Source organism: Streptomyces sp. NPDC104309, assembly GCF_055584025.1.
This window is the reverse complement of the sequence record NZ_JBVJMV010000005.1, coordinates 192153-218013: the sequence shown is the minus strand read 5'-3', so window position 1 is coordinate 218013 and position 25861 is coordinate 192153. Positions and strand designations below refer to the sequence as shown.

At 70.3% G+C, this 25861-nt stretch carries 28 protein-coding genes; 19 read left to right on the top strand and 9 right to left on the bottom strand.

The genetic code is table 11. The annotated features are described in order from the left end of the window. The first annotated feature begins 34 nt into the window (after positions 1-34). The 9 genes from ACZ68L_RS09490 to ACZ68L_RS09450 all read left to right on the top strand — a co-directional run bounded on the left by ACZ68L_RS09490 (position 35) and on the right by ACZ68L_RS09450 (position 9687). Entirely contained in the window at positions 35-1462 is a 1428-nt protein-coding gene (locus ACZ68L_RS09490) for an ABC transporter substrate-binding protein (RefSeq protein WP_469575587.1), read from the top strand. 3 nt (positions 1463-1465) lie between these two features. Beyond that, complete coding sequence (locus tag ACZ68L_RS09485) at positions 1466-2437, top strand: carbohydrate ABC transporter permease (RefSeq protein WP_469575586.1); 972 nt, start codon at positions 1466-1468, stop codon at positions 2435-2437. A 38-nt stretch (positions 2438-2475) separates the two neighbouring features. Beyond that, complete coding sequence (locus tag ACZ68L_RS09480) at positions 2476-3306, top strand: carbohydrate ABC transporter permease (protein ID WP_469575584.1); 831 nt, start codon at positions 2476-2478, stop codon at positions 3304-3306. Positions 3307-3374: 68 nt separating this feature from the next. Continuing rightward, positions 3375-4532 carry an ABC transporter ATP-binding protein gene (locus tag ACZ68L_RS09475; protein WP_469575879.1) on the top strand — a complete coding sequence of 386 codons (1158 nt, stop codon included), beginning with the start codon at positions 3375-3377 and terminating at the stop codon, positions 4530-4532. Next, positions 4529-5347 carry a DeoR/GlpR family DNA-binding transcription regulator gene (locus ACZ68L_RS09470; RefSeq protein ID WP_391740864.1) on the top strand — a complete coding sequence of 273 codons (819 nt, stop codon included), beginning with the start codon at positions 4529-4531 and terminating at the stop codon, positions 5345-5347. Before ACZ68L_RS09475 ends, ACZ68L_RS09470 begins: the two co-directional genes overlap by 4 nt. Further along, complete coding sequence (locus ACZ68L_RS09465) at positions 5344-6420, top strand: ABC transporter ATP-binding protein (RefSeq protein ID WP_469575582.1); 1077 nt, start codon at positions 5344-5346, stop codon at positions 6418-6420. The genes ACZ68L_RS09470 and ACZ68L_RS09465 overlap by 4 nt, the downstream gene beginning before the upstream one ends. Continuing rightward, complete coding sequence (locus tag ACZ68L_RS09460) at positions 6417-7463, top strand: NAD(P)-dependent oxidoreductase (RefSeq protein WP_469575581.1); 1047 nt, start codon at positions 6417-6419, stop codon at positions 7461-7463. The genes ACZ68L_RS09465 and ACZ68L_RS09460 overlap by 4 nt, the downstream gene beginning before the upstream one ends. Positions 7464-7477: 14 nt before the next feature. Beyond that, a complete protein-coding gene (locus ACZ68L_RS09455; RefSeq protein WP_469575580.1) occupies positions 7478-8893 on the top strand; it encodes an FGGY family carbohydrate kinase in 1416 nt (471 codons plus the stop codon). Positions 8894-9045: 152 nt separating this feature from the next. After that, entirely contained in the window at positions 9046-9687 is a 642-nt protein-coding gene (locus tag ACZ68L_RS09450; RefSeq protein ID WP_469575578.1) for a superoxide dismutase, read from the top strand. 120 nt (positions 9688-9807) lie between these two features. Here ACZ68L_RS09450 and ACZ68L_RS09445 read toward each other — a convergent pair whose 3' ends face one another. After that, a complete protein-coding gene (locus tag ACZ68L_RS09445) occupies positions 9808-10680 on the bottom strand; it encodes an alpha/beta fold hydrolase (protein ID WP_469575577.1) in 873 nt (290 codons plus the stop codon). A gap of 372 nt (positions 10681-11052) precedes the next feature. Then, positions 11053-12264, bottom strand: a complete 1212-nt coding sequence (gene fabV / locus ACZ68L_RS09440) for an enoyl-[acyl-carrier-protein] reductase FabV (protein WP_469575575.1) — start codon at positions 12262-12264, stop codon at positions 11053-11055. A 274-nt stretch (positions 12265-12538) separates the two neighbouring features. Between fabV and ACZ68L_RS09435 the strand changes: the two genes are divergently transcribed. Beyond that, positions 12539-13456 (top strand): hypothetical protein, encoded by a 918-nt coding sequence (locus ACZ68L_RS09435; RefSeq protein ID WP_469575573.1) that lies wholly within the window; start codon positions 12539-12541, stop codon positions 13454-13456. A gap of 125 nt (positions 13457-13581) precedes the next feature. On the opposite strand, the gene ACZ68L_RS09430 is transcribed toward ACZ68L_RS09435, so the two are convergent. Continuing rightward, entirely contained in the window at positions 13582-14250 is a 669-nt protein-coding gene (locus ACZ68L_RS09430; RefSeq protein WP_469575572.1) for an O-methyltransferase, read from the bottom strand. Between the two features lie 78 nt (positions 14251-14328). Between ACZ68L_RS09430 and ACZ68L_RS09425 the strand changes: the two genes are divergently transcribed. The 5 genes from ACZ68L_RS09425 to ACZ68L_RS09405 all read left to right on the top strand — a co-directional run bounded on the left by ACZ68L_RS09425 (position 14329) and on the right by ACZ68L_RS09405 (position 17374). Then, a complete protein-coding gene (locus ACZ68L_RS09425) occupies positions 14329-14979 on the top strand; it encodes a CatB-related O-acetyltransferase (protein WP_469575570.1) in 651 nt (216 codons plus the stop codon). Continuing rightward, positions 14976-15815, top strand: a complete 840-nt coding sequence (locus ACZ68L_RS09420) for an MOSC domain-containing protein (protein WP_469575568.1) — start codon at positions 14976-14978, stop codon at positions 15813-15815. The genes ACZ68L_RS09425 and ACZ68L_RS09420 overlap by 4 nt, the downstream gene beginning before the upstream one ends. 166 nt (positions 15816-15981) lie before the next feature. After that, the gene (locus tag ACZ68L_RS09415; RefSeq protein ID WP_469575566.1) at positions 15982-16425 is read left to right on the top strand and encodes a hypothetical protein; all 444 of its coding nucleotides are present in this window, start codon (positions 15982-15984) and stop codon (positions 16423-16425) included. 4 nt (positions 16426-16429) lie between these two features. Continuing rightward, on the top strand, positions 16430-17077 hold the full coding sequence (locus ACZ68L_RS09410) for a hypothetical protein (RefSeq protein WP_469575565.1): 648 nt from the start codon (positions 16430-16432) through the stop codon (positions 17075-17077). 102 nt (positions 17078-17179) lie between these two features. Next, entirely contained in the window at positions 17180-17374 is a 195-nt protein-coding gene (locus ACZ68L_RS09405) for a hypothetical protein (protein WP_469575563.1), read from the top strand. On the opposite strand, the gene ACZ68L_RS09400 is transcribed toward ACZ68L_RS09405, so the two are convergent. Continuing rightward, positions 17364-17573 (bottom strand): DUF397 domain-containing protein, encoded by a 210-nt coding sequence (locus ACZ68L_RS09400; protein WP_469575562.1) that lies wholly within the window; start codon positions 17571-17573, stop codon positions 17364-17366. The two genes, ACZ68L_RS09405 and ACZ68L_RS09400, sit on opposite strands and share 11 nt — an antisense overlap. After that, positions 17570-18451: a helix-turn-helix domain-containing protein gene (locus tag ACZ68L_RS09395; protein ID WP_469575560.1), complete on the bottom strand. Its 882-nt coding sequence runs from the start codon at positions 18449-18451 to the stop codon at positions 17570-17572. The genes ACZ68L_RS09400 and ACZ68L_RS09395 overlap by 4 nt, the downstream gene beginning before the upstream one ends. A 211-nt stretch (positions 18452-18662) precedes the next feature. On the opposite strand from ACZ68L_RS09395, the gene ACZ68L_RS09390 reads away from it, so the two are divergent. Together ACZ68L_RS09390 and ACZ68L_RS09385 are read left to right on the top strand one after the other, a co-directional pair. Continuing rightward, positions 18663-19067, top strand: a complete 405-nt coding sequence (locus ACZ68L_RS09390; protein ID WP_469575559.1) for an ATP-binding protein — start codon at positions 18663-18665, stop codon at positions 19065-19067. Then, positions 19064-19411, top strand: coding sequence for a hypothetical protein (locus ACZ68L_RS09385; protein WP_469575557.1), 348 nt, complete (start codon positions 19064-19066; stop codon positions 19409-19411). Before ACZ68L_RS09390 ends, ACZ68L_RS09385 begins: the two co-directional genes overlap by 4 nt. Here the strand turns inward: ACZ68L_RS09385 and ACZ68L_RS09380 are convergent. Both ACZ68L_RS09380 and ACZ68L_RS09375 read right to left on the bottom strand, forming a co-directional pair. Then, on the bottom strand, positions 19368-19679 hold the full coding sequence (locus ACZ68L_RS09380) for a hypothetical protein (RefSeq protein WP_469575556.1): 312 nt from the start codon (positions 19677-19679) through the stop codon (positions 19368-19370). The genes ACZ68L_RS09385 and ACZ68L_RS09380 overlap by 44 nt on opposite strands. Next, on the bottom strand, positions 19645-20622 hold the full coding sequence (locus ACZ68L_RS09375; protein ID WP_469575554.1) for an ArsR/SmtB family transcription factor: 978 nt from the start codon (positions 20620-20622) through the stop codon (positions 19645-19647). The genes ACZ68L_RS09380 and ACZ68L_RS09375 overlap by 35 nt, the downstream gene beginning before the upstream one ends. A gap of 61 nt (positions 20623-20683) precedes the next feature. On the opposite strand from ACZ68L_RS09375, the gene ACZ68L_RS09370 reads away from it, so the two are divergent. Together ACZ68L_RS09370 and ACZ68L_RS09365 are read left to right on the top strand one after the other, a co-directional pair. Then, complete coding sequence (locus ACZ68L_RS09370) at positions 20684-21898, top strand: MFS transporter (RefSeq protein WP_469575552.1); 1215 nt, start codon at positions 20684-20686, stop codon at positions 21896-21898. A gap of 172 nt (positions 21899-22070) precedes the next feature. Then, positions 22071-23144 carry an alpha/beta hydrolase gene (locus ACZ68L_RS09365; RefSeq protein ID WP_469575550.1) on the top strand — a complete coding sequence of 358 codons (1074 nt, stop codon included), beginning with the start codon at positions 22071-22073 and terminating at the stop codon, positions 23142-23144. A gap of 322 nt (positions 23145-23466) precedes the next feature. Here the strand turns inward: ACZ68L_RS09365 and ACZ68L_RS09360 are convergent, their stop codons facing one another. Together ACZ68L_RS09360 and ACZ68L_RS09355 are read right to left on the bottom strand one after the other, a co-directional pair. Continuing rightward, the gene (locus tag ACZ68L_RS09360; protein ID WP_469575549.1) at positions 23467-24282 is read right to left on the bottom strand and encodes an IS5 family transposase; all 816 of its coding nucleotides are present in this window, start codon (positions 24280-24282) and stop codon (positions 23467-23469) included. Positions 24283-24481: 199 nt separating this feature from the next. After that, the gene (locus ACZ68L_RS09355) at positions 24482-25732 is read right to left on the bottom strand and encodes a serine hydrolase domain-containing protein (RefSeq protein WP_469575548.1); all 1251 of its coding nucleotides are present in this window, start codon (positions 25730-25732) and stop codon (positions 24482-24484) included. Positions 25733-25861: the final 129 nt, after the last annotated feature.

Here is a 25861-nt window from a genome sequence, read left to right as displayed (position 1 = left end):
CCACCCATCTCCGGCCGGACCGTGGAGGTCACGGATGGACATGCACGCGCACGACCGGCGGCGGTTCCTCGCCCTCGGTGCGGCGACGGCCGCGTCCGCCGCCCCGCTGCTCACCGCCTGCGGCGCGGGCTTCGGCGGTGGCGACAGCAAGGGCGGCGGCTCCGCGGCCGACGACGTCACCGGCTCCTTCGACTGGAAGCGGGCCAAGGGCAGAACGGTCAAGGCGCTGCTCAACAAGCATCCGTACACCGATGCCCTGATCGCCGATCTGAAGGCGTTCACCGAGAAGACCGGCATCAAGGTCGAGTACGACGTCTTCCCCGAGGACAACTACTTCGACAAGCTCACCGTCGACCTCTCCAGCGGACGCGCCTCCTACGACGTGTTCATGCTGGGCGCGTACATGGTGTGGCAGTACGGGCCACCGGGCTGGCTGGAGGATCTCGGCCCCTGGATGCGCAACTCCTCGGCGACCGGGGCCGAATGGGACCAGGCGGACTTCTTCCCCAACCTGCTCCGGGCGGACCAGTGGTCGCTGAAGGCGGGCGCTCCGCTCGGGCAGGGCGGGCAGTACGCACTGCCGTGGGGCTGGGAGACCAATGTGGTCGCGTACAACACCGAGGTGTTCGAGAAGCTGGGCCTGAAGCCGGCCGAGACCTTCGACGAACTGCGCGAGGTGGCCGGGGCCATCACCCGCAGGGCGCCGGGGGCCGGCTTCGACGGGATGTACGGGGTCGCGGTGCGCGGCTCGCGCAGCTGGGCGACGATCCACCCGGGCTTCATGACTATGTACGCCCGCAACGGCCTGAAGGACTTCACCGTCGAGGGCGGTGGGGTGAAGCCCGCGATGAACTCCCCGGAGGCGATCGCGTTCACCCGGGACTGGGCGGAGATGGTCAGGAAGGGCGGGCCGCCGTCCTGGACCTCGTACACCTGGTACCAGTGCTCCAGCGACCTCGGCGCGAAGAAGGCGGGGATGCTCTTCGACGCGGACACCGCCGCCTACTTCCAGGCGGTGAAGGGGGCCTCCCCGGCCTCCGGGAAGATCGCCTTCCACCCCGGTCCCAAGGGTCCCGACGGCTCGCTCGCCACGAACATGTGGATCTGGTCGCTCGGCATGAACGCCAGGAGCCGCAACAAGTCCGCGGCCTGGCTGTTCCTCCAGTGGGCAACCGGCAAGGAGCATCTGCGCAAGGGCGCGATCGAGCACAACCACATCGATCCGGTACGCAGGTCGGTCAGCCAGGACCCCGCGTACAAGGAGAAGATGCGGGCCATCCCCGGCTTCATCGAGACGTTCGAGACGGTCGTCGACCAGACGAAGATCCAGTTCACCCCGCAGGAGCAGTTCTTCGACGCGACGACCAGCTGGGCCGCCGCGCTCCAGGAGATCTACGGCGGGAAGAACGCCTCGTCCGTGCTGAACTCCCTGGCCGGCGATCTGGCGTCCAAGGTCGGCTGACCGATGTCCGGACGCGCGACGGCCGTGCCGGAGACCGACCACGGGGCGGCCTCCGGCACAGGGGACGGGAAGCGGGCGGCGCGGGCGGTACCGGCGTGGCGCCGCTCGCTGCGGCCGTATCTGCTGATCGTGCCCGCGCTGCTGCTGACCGGCGGCATCCTCTACCCGTTCGGACTCGGCCTCTACTACACGGTGTTCGACTTCGCGGCGAGCAAACCGCGGCCGGACCTGGTCGGCATCGAGAACTACCGGCGGATCCTCACCCAGCCCTCGTTCTGGGACTCGGCGCGGGTGACGACGCTGTACGCACTCGGCGCCGCGGCCGTCGAGACCGTGCTCGGAGTGGCCGTGGCCCTGCTGCTGCACCGGGCGAGCCTCGTCGGCCGGGTGCTGGAGAAGATCCTGATCCTGCCGCTGATGATCGCGCCGGTGATCGCCGCGATCATGTGGAAGCTGATGCTCCAGCCGTCGGTCGGCGTCATCAACCATCTGCTCAAGCCGTTCGGCCTCGGTGGTGTGCAGTGGACGGACACCCCGACGGGCGCGCTGCTGTCGTCGATCGCCGTGGACGTGTGGGTCTACACCCCGTTCGTCGCGATCCTCGCGCTGGCCGGACTGCGCTCGCTGCCCGCCTCGCCGTTCGAGGCGGCGGCGGTCGACGGGGCGGGCTGGTGGTTCACCTTCCGGCGCCTCACCCTGCCGATGCTGTGGCCGTACGTCCTGGTCGCCGTGATCTTCCGGTTCATGGACTCGCTGAAGGTCTTCGACATCATCTACGCGCTGACCGAGGGCGGCCCCGGTGACTCCACGATGGTCCTCCAGATCCGGGCCTATCTGGAGGCGATCCGCTTCCAGCGCTACTCGTTCGGGATCAGCTACATGATCGTGCTCTGGGCCGTGGTGTACCTGGTCACGATGGTGCTGGTGCGCTATCTGGGCCGGATCCAGAACCGGGCGGCGGAGGTGCCGGGATGAGACGCGGACGTAAGGGGGCCGGACGCGGAGGTGCCGGCATGAGGCGCAGGGTGCTCGCCGTCGCCGCCGACCTGGCGCTGATCCTCTACTTCGTCTTCGCGCTGTTCCCGGTCGCCTGGATGGTGATCCTGTCGCTGAAGCCGACGAACGAGCTGTTCAGTACGTACTTCTCGTTCACCCCGACCTTGGACTCCTACCGCACGGTCCTCGGCGCCGGGGACGACCAGGGCGTGCCGTTCGTGCGGTTCTTCGTGAACAGCCTGGTCGTGTCGCTGGGCGCGGTCGCGCTGTCACTGGTGATCGGGCTGCCCGCCGCGTACGCCGCCGCGCGGTGGCGGTTCCGCGGCTCGGAGAACCTGATGTTCACCCTGCTCTCGTTCCGCTTCGCACCCGAACTCACCGTCATCATCCCGCTGTTCGTGCTCTACCAGAAGCTCGGGCTCTTCGACACGTATGTCGGCATGGTGTGGGTGCTGCAACTGGTGACCCTCCCGCTGATCGTCTGGATCACGCGGTCGTACTTCTCCGACCTGTCCCCCGAACTGGAGCAGGCGGCCCTGCTGGACGGCTACACCCGCAAGCAGGCATTCTTCAAGGTCGCGCTGCCGCTGGTGAAACCGGGCATCGCGGCCGTCTCGCTGCTGGCGTTCATCTTCGCGTGGAACAACTTCGTCTTCCCGCTGATCCTCACCTCGTCGAACGCCCAGACGGTGACGGTCGGCGCGCTGTCCTTCCTCGGCGGCGACCGGCCCAAGTACAACCTCACAGCCGCGGCGGCCCTGGTCTCGGTGGTCCCGCCGCTGCTGCTGGCGCTCACCATCCAGCGGTATCTGGTGCGCGGGCTGTCGTTCGGGGCGGTGAAGTCGTGAGCGGCCCGGCGGCGATCACGCTGCGCGGGGTCAGCAAGCGGTACGGGAGGAACACCGCGCTCGACGGTATGGACCTGGAGGTGGCCGAGGGCGAGTTCTTCTGCCTGCTCGGCCCCTCCGGCGCCGGGAAGACGACCACGCTCAAGACGATCGCGGGCCTGGAGGTGCCACAGGCCGGGACGGTCGAGCTGGGCGGGACGGACATGGCGGGCGTGGAGCCGTACGACCGGGGCGTGGCCATGTGTTTCGAGTCGTACGCCCTGTACCCGCACCGCACCGCGTACGACAATCTCGCCTCCCCGCTCCGCTCGCCGCGCCACCGCCTCCCCGCGCACGAGGCGCGCGAGCGGATCGGGGAGGTCGCCGAACTCCTCGGGATCGGAGCCCTGTTGGACCGTCCGGTGGGTCGGCTCTCCAACGGTCAGCGGCAGCGGGTGGCGCTCGGCCGGGTGCTGGTCCGGCCGGCCCGCGCGTTCCTGCTCGACGAGCCGCTGTCGCATCTCGACGCGAAGCTGCGGCAGGCGATGCGCGCGGAGCTGAAGGCGATCGGCTCGGTCCGGAGCACGACCACGCTGTACGTCACCCACGACTCGGTGGAGGCGCTGGCGCTCGGGGACCGGATCGGGGTGATCAGCGACGGGCGCATGGTGCAGACCGGCACCCGCGAGGAGCTGTGGCACCGCCCGTACGACACCTTCGTCGCCCGGTCTTTCGGCAGACCCCGGATCAATCTGCTGCCGGGCACGGTGACGCCCGAGGGGCACTTCCGATCGCCGGACGGGGCGTACGAGCTGCCGCTGAGGGTGCCCGCACCGCCCGGAACCGCGGTCCAACTGGGCGTACGGCCGCGGGACATCCGGCTCCTGGGGCCCGGCGAGGGCCCGGGTGCGGGACCGGCTGACACCGGCCCCGGCCCTGAGCCGACCGGCGAGGACCCGTCCCTGGCGAGGACCGGTACCGACAAGGGCCCCGGTGCGCGGCCGGCCGGCGCCGGCAGGTGCGAGGGCCTGGCACTGACCGGGGCCGTCCATGTGACCGAGCTGCTGGGCCGGGCCACCGAGGTCACCGTCCGGATCGGCGGACAGCGGCTGTCCCTCGTCGTCCCGCGCGCCGACGCGGCGGGCCTGAGCCCCGACCGCCCGGTCCGGCTCTCCGTACCGCCTGAGAGTCTGCTGCTGTTCGAGGCCGACCGGCCGGCACGTCCAGGACGAAGGATCAGCACGTGAGCAACGTTCCGCAGCGGGGCCCCGCCCCGCGCCAGGCATCCATAGCCGAGTACGTCCTCGCACAGGGCGAGGTGAGCGCCGCCGAGCTGGCGGAACGCTTCGACGTCAGTCTGATGACCATCCACCGGGATCTGGACGAGCTGGAACGGCAGGGCATCGTCCGCAAGTTCCGCGGCGGTGTCACCGCCCAGCCGTCCGGGGTCTTCGAGTCGAACGTCTCCTACCGGCTGAAGACGATGCGCGCCGAGAAGGCCGCCGTCGCCGAACGGGCCCTGCGGCTCATAGAGCCGGGCATGGCGGTGATGCTCGACGACTCGACGTCCACCCTGGAGATAGCGCGCAGACTGCGCTCGATCACCCCGCTGACCGTCGTCACCAACTTCCTGGAGGCGATCAACCTGCTGTCGCAGGAGCGCGGCATCCATCTGATGGGCCTCGGTGGCGATTTCGACCCGCTGCACTCCTCCTTCCTCGGCGTCTCGTGCGTGGAGGCGGTGCAGTCGCTCCAGGTCGACATCTGCTTCACCTCCACCTCGGCCGCGTCCGGCGGTTACGCCTACCACCAGGAGCAGCACATCGTCTCCGTGAAGCGGGCGATGCTCGACTCGGCGAGCCGCAATGTGCTGCTGCTCGACCACTCCAAGCTGGGCCGGGTCGCCCTGCACCGGCTCGCCCCGCTCTCCCGGTTCGATCTGCTGCTGGTCGACGACGGGGCGTCCGAGCGGGACCTGCGTGAACTCGACGAGCACAAGGTGCCCTACGAGGTCTGCGGCACCGGCCGCGAGTCCGGAACGGGAGGCGGCGATGACGGATGACTGAACTGGTCCTGCGCGCACTGCGCAAGACCTACACCGGACGTGGCCGGGCCGCCGTCGAAGCGGTCCGCTCCCTCGACATCGAGCTGCGCTCCGGCGAACTGCTGGGGCTGCTCGGCCCGTCCGGCTGCGGCAAGTCCACCACCTTACGGATGATCGCCGGACTGGAGCCGGTCACCGGCGGCGACATCCTCATCGGCGGCACCTCGGTGGTGGGGCTCCCCGCCCAGCGGCGCAACATCGGGGTGGCGTTCGAGAACTACGCCCTGTACCCGCCGCTGACGGTCGCGGAGAACCTCGGATTCGGACTCGCCGCCCGGCGCCGCCACGGGCGGGCCGAGATCCGCCGCCGGGTCGCCGACATGGCCGCACGCATCGGGATCACGGAACTGCTGGACGCCCGCCCCGCCGGGCTCTCCAGCGGCCAGAAGCAGCGGGTCGCCCTGGCCCGCGCCCTGATCCGCGCCCCGGACGTGCTGCTGCTCGACGAGCCGCTGTCCCATCTGGACGCCGCCCAGCGCGACACCACCCGACGGGAGTTGAAGCGCATCCAGCGCGACAGCGGCCACACCACCATCCTCGTCACGCACGATCAGGAGGAGGCGCTGTCGCTCGCCGACCGGATCGCGGTGATGCGGGACGGCGAGATCCAGCAGCTGGACACCCCCGAGGAGATCTACGACGCGCCGGTGAATCTGTTCGTCGCCGACTTCGTCGGGGAACCGGCGATCAATCTGCTGCCGGGCACGGCCGACGGGGCGGGCGGGGTGCGGCTCTCGGACTCCGTGCGCATCCCCGTACCGCACCGCCCGGCGGCGGGACGCGCGGTGGTGCTCGGCATCCGCCCGGAGGACCTGCGCCTGGACGACACCGGTGTACGGGCCCGGGTCGCCGCCCATGAACCCCTGCTGGAATCCGGCATCGCCACGCTCTCGCTCGACGGGGTGGCGGAGCCCCTGGTCGCCGTGACCGGTCCGGAGGTACGGCTCGACCGGGACGACAGCGTACGCATCACCGCCGATCCCCGGCACATCCATGTCTTCGACGCCCGGACAGGAGACGCTCTGCGATGAACCGCCCCACGACGGTCCGCCCCACGACGAGAATTCTGGTCGCCGGTGACCATTTCGTCCGCAACTCCCTGATCGCCGAAGCCCTGCAACACGCCCTCGGCCCTCTCGGCACGGAGCCTCGCCTCACCGAACTCACCCTCCCCTGGCCCCTGGAGCCCTTCGGCAAGGTCGCCGAGGTCGACGAGGCGAGCGACGCCGAGGACGCGCTGATCGCCGCCCTGGACGGGGTGGAGGTGTGCGTGACGCAGATGGGCCCGTTCACCGAGCGGGTCCTGGCCGCCGCACCCGATCTGCGGCTGGTCGTGGTCTGCCGGGGCGGCCCGGTCAATGTGAACGCGGCCGCGGCACGGGCCCGGGGGGTGCGGGTCTGCTTCGCGCCCGGCCGCAACGCGGCGGCGACCGCGGAGTTCACCGTGGGACTGATGCTCTGCGCCCTGCGCCGCATCCCCGAGGCCCACCGCTCCCTCGCCGCCGACGGCCGCTGGGACGCCTCCCACTACACCTACGAGAACTGCGGCCTGGAGCTGGAGGACACCCCCGTCGGCCTGATCGGCTACGGGGCGGTGGGCAGCCGGGTCGCCCGGGTGCTCTCCGCGTTCGGCGCCGAGGTCGAGGTGTACGACCCGTATGTGCGCGGCGACGTCCACGGCATGCGCGCCCCCTCGCTGGAGGCGCTCCTGGACCGCTCCCGTGTCCTCACCCTGCACGCCAGGCTCACCCCGGAGACCCGGCATCTCATCGGCGCCCGCGAGCTGGCCCTGCTGCCGCGCGGCGCGGTTCTGGTCAACGCGGCCCGCGGCGGGCTGCTGGACACGGAGGCGCTGTGCGACGCCCTGGACTCGGGGCGGTTGCGGGCCGCGGCGCTGGACACGTACGAGCAGGAACCGCCTCCGGCCGAGTCGCGGCTCTTCCGCACCCCGCGTCTGCTGATGACCCCGCACGTGGCGGGCGCCAGCCGGGCCGTCGCGCGGAAGGCGGCCCGGATCGCCGCGGCCGAGGTGGCGCGCTATGTGCGGGACGAACCTCTCGCCCACGCGCTGTGAGGAGGGCCGGAACCATGACCGGACCCATGACGCGATACATCGGCATCGATGTCGGCACCTCCGTGGTGAAGGCCGCGGCCTTCGACCCGCGCGGGCGCACGCTGGCCGTCGAGTCCCGCCCGGTGGGACTCACGATCCACGGCGGTTGCGTGGAACAGGACATGGACGAGGTGTACGGGGCGGTCTGCGAGGTCCTGGCCGCGCTGGGCTCCGACGGGGTCGCGTTCGCCGGTCTCACCGGCCAGGGCGACGGGGTCTGGCTGGTCGACGCGGCGGGACGGCCGGTCCGTACGGCGATCTCCTGGATGGACGGCCGCGCCCATGAGCTGGTCGACGCCTGGCAGGCGTCCGGTGTCTTCGGGGCGGTGTACCGGCGCACCGGCAGCGCGATGTTCCCGGGCTGTCCGGGCCCGTTGCTGGCCTGGCTCGACCGTCACGACCCGGCCTCGCTCGACGCGGCGACGACCGCGCTGTACTGCAAGGACATGGTGTTCCAGCGGCTGACCGGGGTGCGTGCCACGGACGTGTCCGACGCGTCGATGCCGTTCCTGGACCCGATGACCCGTACGTACTCCTCCGACGTGGTGGCCGCGCTCGGCCTCGACCACCGGGCCTCGCTCCTCGCCCCGGTCAGCGACCCGGTCGCCACCGCCGAACTCTCCTCCGGGGTACGGATCTCCAACGGCCCGTACGATCTGCCGGCCTGCGCCCTCGGCGCGGGCGTCACCCGGCCCGGTGACGGTCTGCTGATCGTCGGCACCTGCCTGGCCGCCCTGGTGGCCACCGAGCGGCTCGACCTGGACGGCGAGCCCGCCGGTCTGCACATCTCCACCGACCGACCCGGCCACTGGCTGCGTGCCATGCCCGCGATGGTCGGTACCGCGGCCCTCGACTGGGTCCTGAACACCACGGGCGTACGTCACACGGAGGTCGACTCCCTGCTCGCCGCCACTGCGCCCGGGGCGAACGGTGTCCGGGTACTCCCCTACTTCGCCCCGTCCGGCGAGCGCGCCCCGTTCGTCGAGCCGCGGCTGCGCGCCGAGCTCACCGGTGTGTCCCTGGAGACCACCCCGGCGGATCTGATCCGCGCGGTCTGCGAGGGCATCGGCTTCGCCGCCCGCCACTGCCTGGAGGCCGCGGGCCTCACCGGCACCCTCGCCCTGTGCGGCGGCGGCACCCGCTCCCCCGCCTGGATGCGCCTGTTCGCGGACGTACTGGGCCGGCCGGTCCGGATCGTGGAGGGCGAGGTCGGTGCGCGGGGCGCGGTGCTCGCGGCGGCGCGGCGCTTCGGCGCGGAGCTGGACACGGCCGCCTGGACGGCCCCGACGACGGTGGTCGAACCGGACCCGGCGCGGGCGGTGTTCTACGCGAAGGCGTACGAGGACCATCTGGCCCGGCTCACCGAGGCCCGTGCGCGGGCCCGTGCGTGACGGAGCGGTGCGTGCCCGGCCGCGCCCACGCGTGACGACGCACCCCCGGTCCTAAGCCGAAGGGCTGATCACCTTCTCCCCCTCCTCCTGTTAGCCTGCTCTTGCATATAGGTTGCAATAACAACAGGACAGCAGCTGGAGGGTTCGACCACATGGCCACGTACACGCTCCCGGAACTCCCGTACGACTACGCGGCGCTCGAACCGGTCATCAATCCGCAGATCATCGAGCTCCACCACGACAAGCACCACGCCGCCTATGTGAAGGGTGCGAACGACACCCTGGAGCAGCTGGCGGAGGCGCGCGACAAGGATGCCTGGGGGGCGATCAACGGGCTCCAGAAGAACCTCGCGTTCCACCTCTCCGGCCACATCCTGCACTCGATCTACTGGCACAACATGACCGGCGACGGCGGCGGCGAGCCCCTCGCGGCCGACGGTGTCGGTGACCTGGCGGACGCGATCACCGAGTCGTTCGGCTCGTTCGCCGGTTTCAAGTCCCAGCTGACGAAGGCCGCGGCCACCACGCAGGGTTCCGGCTGGGGCGTCCTCGCCTACGAGCCGGTCAGCGGAAAGCTGATCGTCGAGCAGGTCTACGACCACCAGGGCAATGTCGGCCAGGGCTCCGTCCCGGTCCTGGTCTTCGACGCCTGGGAGCACGCCTTCTACCTCCAGTACAAGAACCAGAAGGTCGACTTCATCGAGGCGATGTGGGCCGTCGTCAACTGGCAGGACGTGGCGAAGCGTTACGCGGCCGCCAAGGAGCGCGCCGACGTGCTGCTGCTCGCCCCCTGACCGGGAGACACCTGAACGTCCTGCCTCGTGATCGTCTTCTCAACCTTCACCGGGCAGGCGGATGAAGGAAGGACCCCCGCCTGGACGTGCAGGCGGGGGCCCTTCTGTGCGCCCGGCGGCTCAACGGCCTGCGGCGCGCCCCAGCAGCGTGCTCAGCACCTGCCCGGCGTGGGTCCAGAGCACCGCCCCGCCGGCCTCCGGTACCAGGTGCCGGACCGCGCCCGGGATGCGCGAGGCCAGCCGGGCCCCTTGATCCGGCGAGTGACCGGTGTCCTTCCCCCCGTACCAGAGGTCGACGGGTACGGCGATGTCCGACAGCCCGATCCCCCAGTGCCCCATGGCCAGGACGGTGTCCCGGGCGTAACCGGCCGCTCCCTGCGCGAAGGCTTCGTCGAGGGCCTGGCGGTAGGCGGCCGCGAACGCGGGCTGCTGATAGACGGCGAGGTCGCACTCCGGACTCCCGGACATGACCATGTCCCACATCGCCTGCGCGGTGAACCCGGCGAAGACCTGCTCGGCGGCGGCCGGATCGGACACCGCCAGGTCGACGAGTCGGCGCAGCTCCTCCGGCAGCGCGTCGGCGAAGCACGGCTCGGCGACCTCGTCCGCGCCGGAGACCACCGCGAGCGCGCCGACCGCTCCGGCAGCGGCGCACGCCAGCGCGAACGGCGCACCCTGCGAGTTGCCGACCATCAGGGGCCGCCCCAGGCCGCGCAGGGCGGCGAACGCGCGGATGTCGTCGGCGAAGTCGTCGAAGGTACGGCCCGGCAGGGGCGAGGAAACACCCAGCCCCGGACGGTCGAGCGAGATCAGCCGCACGCCGAGGTCGGCCGCCACGTCGTCACCGAACCCCAGATGCCTGCTGGTGGCCGCCCCCGGCGACAGCAGCACCGGCACCCCGTCCGCCGGTCCCCACTCGGCCCAGCCCAGCTGCCGCCCTCCCGGCAGCTGTTCGGTACCGATACGAACCGGGTCGATCACGTGCAAAGTCATGCGTCCGATCATGACCGGATCCGCCCGGCCCGTCGAACTCTTTACCCGCGCACCCGCCCCGGGGCGGTCCGGTCCGGGCAGGCAGGGACCGCCCCCGCCGACTACTATCCGTTCACTCGAAGGGCAGTTCCAGCGCCCGCACGTCACTCACGGGGGCCGAGGCGGACGCCCCGCCTTCCGCCCCGGCCCCACTGTCGTTCCCCGCACCGCACCCTGTCATCCCGCCCATCATCGCGACGGCGAACAGCGCCGCCCATGTCCTTCTCGCGATCCCCACCCTGGACACACCCCACCTCTTCGACTGCTCGTCATGATCGCTACAAGCATGTCAGGGGAGCCATGGCCCGTGACCAGCGCAGTCGTCGGTGCGGCTCAGAGGGTGACGGCGTCCGGCCAGGCGATGTCGGTCTCGACCGGCGCGGCGTAGTCGATGCCGGGCACGGCGAACCCGTACAGGCGCTGCACTTCGGCGTGGAACCAGTCGAGGTCGGCGAGTTCGGTGATGTTCTCGGTGGTGGCGGCGTTCCACCGCTCGGTGACGGCCGCCTGGACGGCAGGATCGAGTTCCCAGGTGTCCAGGCGCACGCGTCCTTCGTCGTCGAGGTCGAGCGGGCGGACGCCGGTGAGCTGGTCCCACAGGTCGGTGAGCTGCCCGATCGGCGGGACCATGGCGTCGCCGAGGACGCCGCGGAGCAACCCGACGTAGAGGCCGATGCCGGGGATCGCGGTCGAGGACTGGGTGACGGCGGCCGCGTTGACAGAGGTGACCGCGCGTCCGTCGACCAGCTTCGCGAGCCGCTCGTCGAGGGTGCGGGCGGTCTGTTCGAGGTGGGACTTGGCGGCGCCAATGGTGCCCTGCCGGTAGATCGCGGCCGTCAGGGGGGAGCCGATGTAGGAGAGGGCGGCGGTGCTGAATCCATCGGCGAGCAGCCCGCGGTCGGCGAGATGGTCGATCCACCGCTCCCAGTCGGTTCCGCCCATGACGGCGACGGTCTGCTCGATGTCGTCGCCGTCGGCGGGCTGCGTCTCGACCTCCCGCACCTCGCCGGCGCCCCGGTCGTCGAAGACGAGGGTCTTGGTGCTGTACGCCTCGCCGACAGGCTTGAGGACGGACGCGTAGGTGGTCCCGGTGTCGGGGTCGGTGCGGCGCGGGGCGGCCACCGAGTAGATCAGGTGGTCCAGACGGCCGCCGAAACGCTCCTCCAGCACTTGGGCGACCTGGTGCTTCATCTCGTCGGAGAACGCGTCCCCGTTGAGGAACACCATGTCGTGGCCGTGCCGACGGGCGAGTTCGGCGGTCGCGGCCGTGCGGTACCAGCCGGCCGTACCCGTGCGCCGTCCGGGGGCCTTCTCGAAGCAGACCCCGATCCCACGGATACCGGCACGGGCGAGACCGGCGATCGTCGCGGCCAGCCCGTACCCGGCGGAGGAGCCGATGACCAGTGCCACGGGTGCCCGGTCCGGCACCCGGGAGGGCGCGGGGACGGCCTGCCACATGTCCTTCACCAGGCGCTCGCAGCCGGCCGGGTGGGAGTCGAGGAAGAGGAAGCCACGGTTCTTGGGGACGATGACACGTTCGCTCATGGGCTCGGGCCCTTCGGGTCGTCACGAATGGAGGTGGCGGCGCGGAGGCCCGCACCACACCCTGCAAGTCTGCGACCGCGCGAACACGGACGGTCGCCTCGTCAGGCACAGTAATGCTCAGCCGCTCTTGGAGGCTTTCCACCACTTCGGGCGGCGCGGGACCGCCGACGCCTGGTTCCCGCGCGAGGCGCGCTTCGGGCCGCACACCTCTCCGGCCAGGACGTCGAGGCGTCAATCCGTCGACCGGCCCGTTGTTCGCTCCTAGGCTCTGCGCATGTACGAGGACGAGACCAACGCCCGCGAACTCTTCCGCACCCTGGTCGACCACGAAGGATCGGATGCCTTCGGCCAGGTGGTCGTACCGTGGCTGGCAAAGGCCGGACGGAACTACCGCGACGCGATCGCGCGTGCCTCCGCCGACGGCGCCTGGCGCACCGGCGAGAAGGTGCCCGAGCGGCCGGATCTCTATCTCCGCCACGAGCTCTACGCCCTCAGTCGCGTCAGCGATGTCCTCCTCCACCACTTCCAGCCCGCGCCGGACCCGGACGGCACACGACCGTGGGCCGGTGCGCTCAGTACGTACGACGGATGGCCGGTGGTCTCCCCCGCCGAATACCTGGAGTTGTTCACCACCCTGGGCATGAGTCCGTTCGACGGCACCGGCTTCGACCCGTTCCGGCACGAGATCACCGAGGTGGAGCAGAGCGACGATCCGGACGAGCCGATCCGGATCACGGAAGTGGTGTGGCCGGGGCTGATGCTCGGGCAGCTGCTCTTCAGCCGGGCCGGCGTCCGGGTCCGGGCCGGGGCTCACCACGCCCGGCGCGGCATCGCCGACTGCTCCCCGCTGTACTGGACGTATCTGCGCCGGTACCGCCCGACCGTCGACCTGTCCCACGGCTGGGGAAGCAATTCGCAGTGGGGGACCGATCTCCGTCTCGACTACCGGACACCCACATCCACGCGTCTCAATGTGATCGAGCACACGGATATCGACGACCCGGCGCACCTCGGCGACGAGGAGCGGCTGCTGACTCCGGCTGAACGGCGCGAACTCCTGCGCCACCGCTGCCCCCTGAGAGCCCCCGACGCCGCCGACGAGCTGGGCGACCCGTCCCGATGGGGCGGGGACTTCTTCCCCTACGGATGGCGGCTGCCCGGTCCGGAGGAGGGCACCGGGCAGGCGAGGTGAAGGGGCCCTTGTCCGAACGGGACGGGCGAGGACCCTCCTGTCTCGTCGCGCGCGGGGGCGGGAACACTCCCCCGACCGGCCGGCGCCCCGCTCATCGCGGGCATCTTGGCCGATGACAGCGGATGTCAGCCGGTGACCAGCGCCATCATCAGCCCGTCGTAGCCCTTGCTCCCGACGGTCTGCAACGCGGTCGCGGTCAACCTCGGTTCGGCCGCGACGAGTTCGGTGAACCGGCGTACACCCTGCACCTTGGGGTCGTCGCTGGCACCGTCGACCACCTCGCCGTCGCGTACGACGTTGTCGGCGACGATCAGGCTGCCGGGCCGGGTCAGCTTCAGCGACCAGGCCAGGTAGTCGGGGTTGCTCGGCTTGTCGGCGTCGATGAACACGACGTCGAACGGCCCGTACCCCTCCTCCGCGAGCTCCGGCAGCGTGTCGAGGGCCCGGCCGACCCGGATCTCGACGACCTCCGACAGGCCGGCGCGCTCGATGTTCCCGCGCGCCACCTCGGCGCACTCCGGATCGGATTCGAGCGTCACGAGCCTGCCGCCCTCGGGCAGCGCGCGGGCCAGCCAGATGGTGCTGTAGCCGCCCAGGGTGCCGATCTCCAGCACGGTGCGCGCCCCCTGGAGCCGGGCCAGCAGATTCAGGAGCTTGCCCTGGTTGGCGGCGACCTGGATCGCCGGGAGCCCGGCCTCGTCACTGGCCTCCACGGCCGCGTCCAGCGCTTCGTCCGCGCCCACCAGCAGGCCGTTGAAGTAGTCGTCGACCTCGGTCCACCGCGCCTGTGTCATGGCATGTTCCTCTCTCGGCATCACGTGAGTTCCCAAAGGGAACTTACCTCATGCGAGGTGAATGCAATGATGGGCGCCATGCATCCCGCCCCCGCCGACCCCGCCGTTCTCCATCCGATGCCCGGCCAGCCCCGGGTCGTGCAGCTGAAGCCGCTGGTGAAGTCCGATCTGATCGAGGTCGGGGACTACTCGTACTACGACGACCCCGACGACGCGACCGCGTTCGAGACCCGCAACGTGCTGTACCACTACGGCCCGGAAAAGCTCGTCATCGGGAAGTTCTGCGCGCTGGGAACGGGGGTGCGGTTCATCATGAACGGCGCCAACCACCGGATGGACGGCCCGTCCACGTTCCCGTTTCCCACCATGGGCGGCTCCTGGGCCGAGCATTTCGACCTGCTGACCGGGCTGCCGGGCAGGGGAGACACGGTCGTCGGCAACGACGTCTGGTTCGGCTACAACTCCATGGTGATGCCGGGCGTACGGATCGGGCACGGCGCGATCATCGGCGCCGGATCGGTCGTCACCGCCGACGTACCGGACTACGGCATCGTCGGCGGCAATCCGGCCCGACTGATCCGCACCCGGTACGACGAGAAGACCGTTGCCCGGCTCCTCGCCATCGCCTGGTGGGACTGGCCCACCGAGCACCTCACCCGACACATCCGCACCATCATGTCCGGCAGCGTCGACGACCTCGAAGCGGCTGCCCCGGAGGGGACATCATGACGATCACCGTCCGAGCGCTGGCGTACTACCCGGTCAAGGGCTGCGCCGGGACCATGGTCGATTCTGTGCAGGTCCTCGGGACCGGCCTCGAACACGACCGGACGTTCATGGTGGTGGACGCGGCGGACGGCGCCTTCCGCAGCCAGCGCACGCACCCCTCGATGGCCGCGGTCAGGGTCGAAGTCCTGGATGCCGGAGCCGTGTTGACCCTGTCCGCCGAGGGCGTCGAGCCGCTGCGTCTGGACATCGACCGGGACGGTCCGCGCCGCGAGGTCAGCATGTTCGACCGGCCGCTCGGCGCGGCCGTCGACCAGGGGGACGAGGTCGCGGAATGGTTCTCCGACGCGCTCGGCGCCAAGTCCCGTCTGGTACGGGTGGCCCCCGGCTTCGACCGGGACGGCTGGGGCGACACCCCCGGCAAGGTCAACTTCGCCGACGCGCACGCGGTGCTGGTCGCCTCGACGGCCTCCCTGGACGACCTCAACGCCCGCATCACCGCCCGGGGCGACGCGGCCCCCGTCCCGATGGACCGCTTCCGCCCCAACATCGTCCTGACCGGCCACGACGAACCCCACTTCGAGGACCGGGTGCGCCGGATGGTCCTCGGTTCCGTGGAGCTTGCCCATTCGGTACGGGCGATGCGGTGCAACGTCCCGCTCGTCGACCAGCGCACCGGCCGCCGCGCGGGCCCGGAACCGATCCGGACCCTGGCCACGTACCGGCGCGAGCCGGAGTACAAGAACAAGGTGAGCTTCGGCGCGAAGAACGCGGTGGTCTGCGAGGGCGTGGTGACCGTCGGGGACGTGGCCGAGGTCGCGGAGTGGCTCCGTCACTGAAGGCCCCGGCCTTCGCACCGTCGATGCCGGCCTCACCCAGCCCCCGGAGAAGCAGGACCCCGAAATCAGAGATCACACCTGAACCATAGTCGGATATGTAACTCCATAGAGGTAAATGGGATTTCGGCGCCCCACATACCCTTCTCGCCGATGCCATAGTCACCACGTGAAGAAGATCACTGCGTTCGCGCCGCCTGTCGCCATGGCGACAGTGCTCCTCGTCGGCTTCGCCACCCCAGCCCACGCAGGTCCATGGTGGAACAAGAGCATCAAGTGCAAAGCAACCGACCCGGACGGCCGACACATCCCCACGCGCATCGGTAACGGCGAGCTGGGCTGGAATCATTTCTCCGGAAAGCACAACATCAAGAAGTGCGCGCTTGTCAGCATCCCGCTGTCGGACAAGGTCGACAAGAAGGATGGCGCGAACCTCCAATACTGGGGGTACGCCTCGAATCGTCAGTACGGCAGGGTGAAGATCATTGTCAAGGTCCGGTACGCCCGCAAGACGGACGACGGACGGTACGACGCAGGGCGCGGGCAAACAGTCGGTGTGATCACGGCATATTGCAATGGCATGCGTAAGTGCCCGAACTGGGTGAATGAGTAACACGGTGAGTGAAGACACGGAAGAGATCGAGGAGCTGCAGGCTGATATCGCAGCCCTTCTGCTGCACCTGGTCTACGCGCCTCTGGTCGATGATCAGCACGTGCGGGGGGTTCTGCCCGCGCCCTCGGCAGCCGCAGCGGTCCGCGTCGCTCTCGGTGACAACGGCGAACGCGCCCCCGACCGGCTGACCGCCTATGAAATCCCTCTCCGTCTGGGCGATGAACTGCTCACCGCTCACGACATTGTCGGCATCCTGCGCAGCGCGCACACCGGAACACACATTTACCCTCGGAGCAGAGTCGGCTCGACCATGGGGATGCCCCTGCTCCGCGTGGATCCGACGACTGTCGAGGCAGCTCCGTTCACGCCTGACGACTGGTCCTTCACTCTCCTGAGATGCTTGGCATATCCGTCAGCCGAAGAGCGGCACGCGGCGCGTTTGCGTGGGTTCCTGTTCATGGAACGAGGCCCGCTGCGTCTGTATCTGGACAGCGAGGATGTGTCCGGCGTGATCGCCGCCGACGTACACCCGGGTGGCGCGCTGACCGCCCTGCTGGCCGCTCTGCCCTCACTGCTCGGCGAGGAGTGGCGCACATCCGCGGGCGCGGACGACCCGCACTGCACGTACGTGGTGGATCTCACCGATTGGTGATCGACCGAGTGACCGGCCCACCCGGTCGGACATCGCACCGGTCTCACCCACGCCGACGACAATGCCCCCACCCGCCGGACGCCGAACCACGGGAGCGGTGGTGTGGACCTGCGGACGGACTTCCACCGGACGACCGGCCGCCGCCGGGGCCCGGCACCGGTCCGGACCCTTGCGACGTACCGGCGCGAGCCGGAGTACAAGAACAAGGTGAGCTTCGGCACGAAGAACGCGGTGGCATGCGAGGGCGTGGTGAGCGTCGAGGACGTGGCCGAGGTCGCGGACCGGCTCAGCCCGTGAAGTCCCCGCCCTTCACCCCGTCGATGAACGCGGCCCACCCCTCGGGGGCGTAGAACTGGAGCCCACCGTCAGGGTTCTTGCTGTCCCGGACGGCCCGGCCGCCGTCGGCGGTGTGGGCGACCTCCAGGCATTCGGTGCCCTGCCCTCCGGAGGAGTACGACGACTTCACGAAACGGGTGATGATGGTCCGACTGCTCACAATTCCTCGTTCTCTATGGCCAGGCCGTCCATCCTCGCCCGGATGAAGGCGACGCTCTTGGTCGGGGTAAGTGCGGCGGACCTGAGGGTGTCAAAGGCATGGACGTAGCCAGCCATGACTTCGCGTTCCTCAAGGATGACGCAATTGGACACGGCATCGAGAACCACGACTTCCGGGGTCGTCTCGTTCGCGTACGAGAGCCCGACGAACGGCGGTGACACCCTGGCCGCGCTCCATTCACTGCTGGGCAAGACCTGAACGGTCACGTTCGGTTGCTTGGCCATCCTGATGAGATGGGCCAACTGCTCCCGGTGGACCGTCGGGTCGGGCATCGGCCCGCTGAGGGCCGGCTCCCAGATGACAGCAGCGAAGCGCGCACCGCTCTCCTCGAACACCCGGCGACGCTCCTGCCGAACCTTGACGACCAGGTCGGCCGCCGCGTCATCAACGACGTCCGGACTGGCGTCGGTCAAGGCTCGTGTGTAGCCGGGGGTTTGAAGCAGACCCGGCACCAGCAGCGGCTGCCACGTGCGGATGTACGTCGCGTCGGACTCCAGCGAGAGGAAGTCGCCCAGGATCTCCCGCATGGGTTGCCCCGCGTCGAAGTCCATCCACCAGCCACGCTTGTTGCTGTCACGGGCCAGCTTCTCCAACAGCTTGCGCTCGGCCTCGTCCTCAACCTCGTACAGGTCGAGCAACACGCGCACATCGCCCACCCGGGCGCTGACGGCTCCCGACTCGATCCGGCTGATCTTCGCCGTCGAACAGGCCACCGCCTCCGCGGCGTGCTCCTGGTCGAGGAGCGCGTTCAGGCGCAGGCGCTTCAACGCCGCCCCCAACCGGCGACTGCGAACCGTGGGCTTCCCACCTGCGGGCATACGTCCCCCTCACTCTCCAAGCCAGTCTGCCCACGAATTACCCGTGGGCACCAGCAACTTGCCACTCAAGAGTGAATGCAAGCTTGCACTTGTGAGCCGCTTGCTTTTCGACGGAACCTAACTCTAGCGTGGCTTGCGTCACACCATGACGCCAATCGAGCACACTCCGTGACCACGATCTCGCCTGCCCACCCACGACCTTGGGGGACCCATGTCCGGGCGCACACACATCAAGAGATTCCGGGCTCGCAGGGACTCCGTCCCCGCTGCCCGGCACCACGCCGAGAACATCCTCACCGAGTGGAGACTCGGCGGCCTCATCGACGAAACCGCCCTGATCGTCAGCGAGTTGAGCACCAACGTCATCAACCATGCCAAGGGCACCGGTGACTACTTCGAGCTGGGGTTACGCCGCCGCAACGGCACGCTCGTCCTGGAGGTGTCCGACTCGTACCAGTGGCAGATGCCCGAGCTCCGCACCCCCACCCTCGACGACCTCTCCGGCCGGGGCCTGGTCATCGTGGACGCGATCGCCGAGAAGTGGGGCGTACGGCCGCGCGACCCCGGAAAGACGGTGTGGGCCCACCTGTCCATCGGCCGGGCGGAGTCACCATGAGGCCGCAGCTCCTCAGGAACGTCTGGCGGTGTGAGGTCACCGCCGACGGCCTGCTCGTACGGGCCGAGCACGCCGCCACCCCCACGCAGGCGCTGATCTGGATGCGGGTCTCCGTACGGACTCTGCTCTCCGGGTTCGACGCCGGGGACCACGACCGCACCTTCCGCTGGCTCGACCACGGCCAGTGGGAGGCCGTCATACGGCTCAGGGCCGGCGAACCGTACGCCTACACCGCACGGGCGGGCGTCACCGTGATCGCCTGGTCCGCGCGCCCCGTGCGGGCCCTGCCCGTAGCGACGGTCACCGCGCTTCCGTGCCGAGGGATTCCGCGAAGTGGGCCATGACGGCCCAGATGATCGCGTTGCGGCAGCTGCTCAGGCCCTTGGTCTCGATGTACAGGGCGTTGTCCCCGCCGACCCGGTAGTTGTCCCGGTGGCCGTCCGCCTTGAGCGTGATGCCTTCCATGCGACGCCGGAAATGGGGACCGGTGATGGCGATCCGGTGGTCGTCCACGGTCAGCCGGGTGACCTCGTCCCACGGGATCTCATCGGCGGCGCCCTTGGCACAGGTGCACCCCTCAGCCGCCCCGCTGGGCCGCCACCAGTACGTCACCCACGTCCGTGCGGAAGTACAGCACCGAACGCCCGGCCCTTCGGCGGCCGGCCAGTCCGCTGTCCAGCAGGACCTTGAGGTGGCGGCCGACCGACCCCAGCCCCTGGCCGGTCAGGGCCACCAGCTGGGTGGTGCTCTTCGGGTCGGCGAGGAGGACGAGGACCGCCGCCCGCGCGGGGCCGAGCAGGCGGCCCAGGCTGTCGGGCACCTGTGCCCGCCCCGCATCGGCCAGGGCGCCCGAGCACGGGTAGACGACCGCGTACCGCTCGGCGTCGTCGGCCCAGGAGACCCAGCCCGTGCGCTGGGTGACCGGCACGAACAGCAGCCGCACACCGGCCAGTCGCTTCGGCGGGTAGTCGTGCGCGTTGATCTGGAGCAGGCTTCCGCCGAGCCATCGCATTCCCGGGCGCAGGCCGCTCAGGGCGGCGGCCCAGCCGCCCTGGCTCAGCTGTCCGGTCCGCGCGACGATGTCCGCCTCGATGATCCGGCGGCGGCGCGGCCAGTTGGGCAGTACGGTCCGGTCCCAGACCCACTGCAGGACGTCGGCGGCGCGCTGGGCCAGGTCGTCGCGGTCCAGGAGTGCCGGGAGCGGACGGCCGCCGATGGACACCTCCAGGTCCGCTCGGGCGCGCTCGGACGTGGTCGCCCGGACGGGCGCCAGCTCCTCCTCGAAGGAAGGCGCGCCCTCGCCCGTCGGTGTGGGGGTGATGAAGTCCGCGTTCCAGCTGCCGCCGAGCGCCGCCGGTACGAGGCGGGCGGCCACGGGGTCGGCGGCCTGCCGTTCGCGGTAGGCCGCGAGATGGGCGTCGAGCCAGGCCCCCTCGCCGGGGTGCTCGGGCCGGCCCCTTTCCAGGGCGTTCAGCGCGGAGACGGTCTCGGCGAGGGGCGAGACGACGAACCGGCTCCCCGCGAGCGTGTCCGTGTTGATCTGCCACATGCCCATGACGTTTCGCCTCCGCGCGAAAGAGTAACGGTCGCCGCGAACGGCCCCCGACACTCCCGGCATGCGCACCTACCGGGAACTCTTCCGAACGCCGCAGTTCGGACCGCTCTTCGCGACCAGCGCCGTCCAGGTGGCCGGGTCGACGATGAGCGGGCTGGCCCTCGGCACCCTCGTCTATGCCGCGACCGACTCGCCGCTGCTCGCGGCCCTCTCCATGTTCGGCTCCTCCCTCGCCCAGGTGATCGGGGCGACCGCGCTGATGTCGGCGGCGGACCGGCTGCCGCCACGGGCGGCGATGACCGGCATGGCACTCGCCTTCGGGCTGGCCACCGCCGTCCTCGCCGTCCCCGGGCTTCCGCTGCCGGCCGTCTTCGCGATCATCCTGATCGAGGGCGTGATCGCCGCGGTGGGCGGCGGCGCGCGGTACGGCCTGCTCAATGAGGTGCTGCCCAAGGACGGTTACCTGCTGGGGCGTTCGATGCTGAACATGTGCGTCGGCCTGATGCAGATCGGCGGGTTCGCGCTCGGCGGGCTTCTGGTGACGACGCTGTCCGCGCGCGGGACGCTGCTGGTCGCCGCGGCCCTGTATCTGACCGGTGCGGTCGTCGCCCGGTTCGGGCTGGTGCGCCGCCCGCCGCGCGCCGCCGGGCGGCCGTCGGTCGCCGAGACCTGGCGGACCAACGCCGTGCTGTGGTCCTCGGGCCCGCGCCGCCGGGTCTATCTCGCGCTCTGGGTGCCGAACGGGCTGATCGTGGGCTGCGAGTCGCTGTTCGTCCCGTACTCCCCGGAGCACGCGGGGCTCCTCTTCGCATGCGGCGCACTGGGGATGCTCATCGGGGACACGGTGGCGGGCCGGTTCATCGCCCGGCACTGGCGGGGGCGGCTGGTGACCCCGCTGCAACTGCTCCTGGCCGCCCCGTATCTGCTCTTCGCCGCGCACCCGGCGCTGCCGGTGGCGTTCGCTCTGACCACGCTCGCCTCGGTCGGGTTCTCGGCGAGTCTGCTGTTCCAGGAGCGGCTGATGGCCCTGACCCCGCACGAGATCACCGGTCAGGCGCTCGGGCTGCACTCCTCCGGCATGCTCACCATGCAGGGCGTCGCCGCCACGCTCGCGGGTGCCATCGCCCAGCGGACCTCGCCGGGGACGGCGATGACGGTGATGGCAGCGGCCTCCCTCGCCGTGTCCCTGGCCCTCGTCGCGACGGGGCGCCGGGCTGCGGGGGCGGTGTACGGCGGGGCGCGCCTGAGGGCTTCGGACGGCGCCGGCACTCGATAGTTGCCGTGCATGAGACTCCCGTGGCCGCGCATGAGACTCCTCCCCTGGACGTGTGTGATTGGCTACGCCGTATGGGTCTCAGGCGAGTGTTCCCTGGGTGCACGTGTATGCAGCCGAGCCGCTTCAGCGGGGACGGCGGACGGTGTGCCGCTGTCCGACCGGGGGGTGGGTCATGAGTGTCCACCGAGCGCCTTCGGAATCCGGCCCTGTCCCGGCACCGAGGGCAGCGCCCCCCTTCGACCCCGAACTGAGCGTCGTGCTCGCGGCCTTGGGCAAGGAGGCGAGGGAGCCGGTCACCCCGGACAATCTTGAGGCCCGGCAGGAGCGGGATGCCGCGACCCGGCCCAGGCCGACGGCCGAGGACCTCCGCGCCGACGGCCGTTTCGAGGTGACGGAGTTCTGTGTGCCAGGACCGCCGGACGGACCGGATGTCACGCTCGTGTGCGCGCGGCCGTCCGGGCTCGTCGGGCCGCTGCCTCTGCTGTACTACATGCACGGAGGCGCGATGGTCATGGGCAACGCGTGGTCCGTACTTCCGCGGATTCTTCGCGAGTGGGCCCTCCCGCTGGAGCTGGCTGTCCTCTCGGTCGAGTACCGGTTGGCGCCGCGGACGCAGTACCCGGGCCCGCTGGAGGACTGCTACGCCGGACTCGTCTGGGCGGCCGGCCAGGCGGCCGAACTGGGCATCGACGCGGACCGCATCATCATCGGAGGGAAGAGCGCCGGCGGCGGGCTCGCCGCGGCCCTCGCCCTGCTGGCCCGTGACCGCGGCGGTCCGGGGCCACTGGGGCAACTGCTGCTGAGCCCGATGCTCGACGACCGCGGCAGCACCTTCTCCAGTCATCAGATGACGGGCCTGGACGTGTGGGACCTCACCTCCAACGCGACCGTGTGGAAGGCACTGCTGGGTGACCGCTACGGTGCTGCGGACCTGCCGCCCTACGCGGCCCCCTCCCGCGCCACGGACCTTTCCGGACTCCCTCCGGCCTATATCGAGGTCGGGTCGGCCGAGATGTTCCGGGACGAGGACGTGGCTTACGCGAACGCGATCTGGCGCGCCGGCGGCCAGGCTGAACTGCATGTATGGCCCGGTGCCTACCACGGCTTCGACGGCATGGCGCCGCAGGCGGCCCTCAGCCGGGACGCACGCGAGGCCCGTACCCGCTGGCTCCAGCGCCTCCTCCGTTCAGGCGCCCCGACCGGTTTCCGCGAACCCCGAGTCGACAGAGGGAAAACCTGTCATTAAAAAAGGCGAGTCCGAGGGTGCCGAGCACGGTGGCGAACCGCAGCAGCAGCGCAGCCGAGGCCGGTTCGATGTGGGTGTGGAACGCGGCGGGGCCGGCCGTGACGGCCGGCCCCGCCGTTCCGGCTGCCGGCAGGGGCGGGTGCGGGCCGCGCGCAGGTCGGGGCGCAGGAGCGCGCGGAGCACCGCGACGGGGGTGGCGGGGGTGGCGGGGCTCATACGGCGCACACCCCTTCGTCGTCCGGGGCGGGCCGACCGGTTCACCAACGACTTAGAGCCAGCGCAGATTGGCGGCTGGTCATGGTCGGCGGCGAGGTCGTGTACCTCAGCGGTGGGTGGTCCAGGCTCGGCGGATCAGGCTACGGACGGTGATGATTGTGTCGGCGAGGTCGAAGAAGGCTCCGATGACGCTGATCCGCCGTTCGTAGCAGCGCGCCAGCCGCTGGAAGGCGTTCTGCCAGGCGTGGGTGCGCTCGACATGCCACCGCTGAGTGGCCTGGACCGGTGCCTTGGTTCCCTTGTGGGCGATCCGGCCACGCAGGCCCCGCTCCCCGAGCACGGCGCGCGACTTGGCCGAGTCGTAGCCCGCGTCGAGGTGCACGGTGATTTCGTCGGGCAGTGGTCCAAGTCCAGCCAGGACGTCGAGAGTTGGTGCCAGAAGTGGCGAGTCGTGGCAGTTGGCTCCGCTCAGGACGCGGCCAAGCGGGATGCCGTAGCCGTCGGTGATGCCTGAGCGTTTCATGCCCTGCTTGCCCCGGTCGACGGGCGACCGTCCGGCTGCTTCACCCCCGCCGGGGGCCTTGGTGATAGCGCCGTCCACGGCGATCTGGTCGAGGACGAGGCCGACGATGCGGTCGTAGGCGTCGAGGGTGATCTGCTTCAGCCGGGTGAACAGCCCGAGCTGTATCCACTCGTCGCGGCGGTTGCGGATCGTGCTGGCCGAGCAGGTGGCGTCCGCGATCGCTTCGTACGAGCAGCCGAACCGAAGGACTTGCAGCAACTTGTCGAAGACGATCCGGTCACCAATCCGGCGCCGGTGGCAGCCCAGCGGGTGGGCGGGATCGAACTTGGGCCGCTGCGGCAGCAGGGCGTCGAATTGGTCCCAGAGCGGTTCGGTCAGCCATGATGGCAGTACAGGCACAGGTCTCCCCAGTGATCACAGAGCGTCGCAACTCCATGATCACCGGACCTGTGCGTGTCCCGTCTGCCAACTAGGCCCTGCCCGGTCGATCTTGTCGGATCGGCGCGCGGCGTCGGGCGCCCGGCAAGGTCGGCCGGATAGGGCCTAAGCGTCAGGAGCCACGTTCGGCAAGGCGATCGTCAGCCATGAGGTGTGACGCTCACGGGGCGAAGGCCGCGGACAGGGTCCGGGTGACCAGGGCGAGGTCGTTGCCGCCGCCGCTGGTGGGGTTGAAGGAGTACACCAGGCGGCGGCGCAGGTCGCGGGTGGTGAACATGCCGTTGGTGTAGCCGAAGGTGGTGCCGGTCTTGCCCCACACCGTCACGCCGTTGGGCAGGGTCACGCGCATCAGGCCGGCGGCGTAGTAGGCGCTGCCCTGTCCCGGGTCGTCGGCGGTGCCGCCGAGGTAGGGGACGTCGGGGACGTCGAACAGTTCCGCCTGTTCGGTCGGGGGCAGCAGTCGTCCCCGGAAGAGTGCGGTCAGGAAACGGTCGAGGTCGGCGGTGGTGGAGATCATGCCGCCGGCGCCGGGATTCTGTTCGGTGATGTCGACCAGCTGCGATCCGCCGTCCGGCCGAGGTACGGCGATGTAGCCGTGGGAGTGGGGGCCGGGGATCGTGGTGTCGGCCTGCGGGGCGGTGGTGTCACGCAGGTGCAGCGGTTGCAGGATCCGGGTGGTGATCTCCTGCTGGTAGGTGTGTCCGGTGAGGTTCTCGACGAGCATGGCGGCGACGTAGTAGCCGGTGGCCCCGTAGACCTGCATGCAACCGGGCTCGGTGAAGGGGCGTTCGTGCCGGACGGCCTTGGCGACGAGTTCGGAGAGCGGGTGGTTGTCGAAGCGGTGCTCGACGATGCCGTCCGGGGTGGTGGGCAGGTCGTCCGGGGTCAGTTCGGGCAGGCTGCTGGTGAAGTTGAGCAGGGTGCGGATGGGGATCGGCGGATAGCTGTCGGGCAGGACGTCCGGCAGGTACCGCTGGACGGGCTGGTCGAGGTCGACGCGGTCCTCGGCGGCCAGTTGCAGCATCACGGTGGCGATAAAGGTCTTGGTGACGCTGCCGAGACGGAACCGGCCGTCCACCGGCACCGGCGCGCCGGTCATGATGTCGGCGGTGCCGTACGTCCCGGTCCAGTGGCCGTCCGGCCCGCTCACGCGTGCCAGCACGCCCGTGACGCGGTCGGGCGCGCTCGACAGGGCATGCTGCAACGCCTGCGGATCCAGCTCCGGCAACCGGTCGCCGGTGGTGTCGGCCGCGGCGGCAGGCCGCGCGGCGGGCGCCGCGACCGCCGGGACGGCCGTGCCCAGCGCCACCGCGCCGAGCACCGCGCAGGCGAGCGCCGCCATCGGTACCCGCCTGCGTCGGCCCGCTGTCGTCGCGGTCCCGGCTTTGGAGGAAGGAGGCTTGAAAGTCATGCCCACGACCGTGCCGCACAGCCGCGGTGCGACGAATCAGGGATCGCCCCCGATAGCACCCTGATGGATCCCTGATGCCGTCTCAGCTTCCGGGGCCGACTGGAGTACTAGGTCCGCCCGCCGCCTATC

Bases quoted from the DNA above. Each gene is read 5' to 3' on its own strand.
- ACZ68L_RS09390 (WP_469575559.1), top strand. From the start codon at position 18,663: ATGTCCGGGCGCACACACATCAAGAGATTCCGGGCTCGCAGGGACTCC.
- ACZ68L_RS09370 (WP_469575552.1), top strand. From the start codon at position 20,684: ATGCGCACCTACCGGGAACTCTTCCGAACGCCGCAGTTCGGACCGCTC.
- ACZ68L_RS09365 (WP_469575550.1), top strand. From the start codon at position 22,071: ATGAGTGTCCACCGAGCGCCTTCGGAATCCGGCCCTGTCCCGGCACCG.
- ACZ68L_RS09385 (WP_469575557.1), top strand. From the start codon at position 19,064: ATGAGGCCGCAGCTCCTCAGGAACGTCTGGCGGTGTGAGGTCACCGCC.
- ACZ68L_RS09420 (WP_469575568.1), top strand. From the start codon at position 14,976: ATGACGATCACCGTCCGAGCGCTGGCGTACTACCCGGTCAAGGGCTGC.
- ACZ68L_RS09355 (WP_469575548.1), bottom strand. From the start codon at position 25,732: ATGACTTTCAAGCCTCCTTCCTCCAAAGCCGGGACCGCGACGACAGCG.
- ACZ68L_RS09430 (WP_469575572.1), bottom strand. From the start codon at position 14,250: ATGACACAGGCGCGGTGGACCGAGGTCGACGACTACTTCAACGGCCTG.
- ACZ68L_RS09480 (WP_469575584.1), top strand. From the start codon at position 2,476: ATGAGGCGCAGGGTGCTCGCCGTCGCCGCCGACCTGGCGCTGATCCTC.
- fabV (WP_469575575.1), bottom strand. From the start codon at position 12,264: ATGAGCGAACGTGTCATCGTCCCCAAGAACCGTGGCTTCCTCTTCCTC.
- ACZ68L_RS09375 (WP_469575554.1), bottom strand. From the start codon at position 20,622: ATGGGCATGTGGCAGATCAACACGGACACGCTCGCGGGGAGCCGGTTC.
- ACZ68L_RS09475 (WP_469575879.1), top strand. From the start codon at position 3,375: ATGGACCTGGAGGTGGCCGAGGGCGAGTTCTTCTGCCTGCTCGGCCCC.
- ACZ68L_RS09490 (WP_469575587.1), top strand. From the start codon at position 35: ATGGACATGCACGCGCACGACCGGCGGCGGTTCCTCGCCCTCGGTGCG.
- ACZ68L_RS09460 (WP_469575581.1), top strand. From the start codon at position 6,417: ATGAACCGCCCCACGACGGTCCGCCCCACGACGAGAATTCTGGTCGCC.
- ACZ68L_RS09445 (WP_469575577.1), bottom strand. From the start codon at position 10,680: ATGACTTTGCACGTGATCGACCCGGTTCGTATCGGTACCGAACAGCTG.
- ACZ68L_RS09455 (WP_469575580.1), top strand. From the start codon at position 7,478: ATGACCGGACCCATGACGCGATACATCGGCATCGATGTCGGCACCTCC.
- ACZ68L_RS09485 (WP_469575586.1), top strand. From the start codon at position 1,466: ATGTCCGGACGCGCGACGGCCGTGCCGGAGACCGACCACGGGGCGGCC.
- ACZ68L_RS09395 (WP_469575560.1), bottom strand. From the start codon at position 18,451: ATGCCCGCAGGTGGGAAGCCCACGGTTCGCAGTCGCCGGTTGGGGGCG.
- ACZ68L_RS09425 (WP_469575570.1), top strand. From the start codon at position 14,329: ATGCATCCCGCCCCCGCCGACCCCGCCGTTCTCCATCCGATGCCCGGC.
- ACZ68L_RS09435 (WP_469575573.1), top strand. From the start codon at position 12,539: ATGTACGAGGACGAGACCAACGCCCGCGAACTCTTCCGCACCCTGGTC.
- ACZ68L_RS09450 (WP_469575578.1), top strand. From the start codon at position 9,046: ATGGCCACGTACACGCTCCCGGAACTCCCGTACGACTACGCGGCGCTC.
- ACZ68L_RS09465 (WP_469575582.1), top strand. From the start codon at position 5,344: ATGACTGAACTGGTCCTGCGCGCACTGCGCAAGACCTACACCGGACGT.